We start from the raw sequence: 260 nt of genomic DNA, 5'->3' as shown, positions 1-260 counted from the left end.
AACGCCTGCCATCTGTTATGAATCACTTCAAATGGATCATGCTAACGATGCAGCCGCCTTATTTTCTGATATGTATCTCGCCAGTGTCGCAAAACCTGTTGGAGGTATAGCCAAAGCAATGAAGCATTATCCTATTGTTGCGCGACGTCACAATATGTTTGTAATGATGGCTAACTGTGTCGGTCCGAGCGACGACTTTCTTAGCGTCGGTCAGTCGGCAGCCTGGAACATTCGAGGGGAGCTTCTTACCCAGTTAGATG

General features: G+C 47.3%; 1 pseudogene. It reads left to right on the top strand.

Features of this window, described 5'->3' with window-relative positions:
- Positions 1-31 precede the first annotated feature (31 nt).
- Positions 32-260, top strand: a pseudogene (locus tag V0R37_RS22560) (carbon-nitrogen hydrolase family protein); the annotation flags it as partial.

Origin of the sequence: Pollutimonas rozaliensis (assembly GCF_048751585.1) — a bacterium.
Taxonomy (GTDB): Bacteria; Pseudomonadota; Gammaproteobacteria; order Burkholderiales; family Burkholderiaceae_B.
The sequence above is the reverse complement of the archived record's forward strand: the minus strand, read 5'-3'. Positions and strand labels throughout refer to the sequence as shown.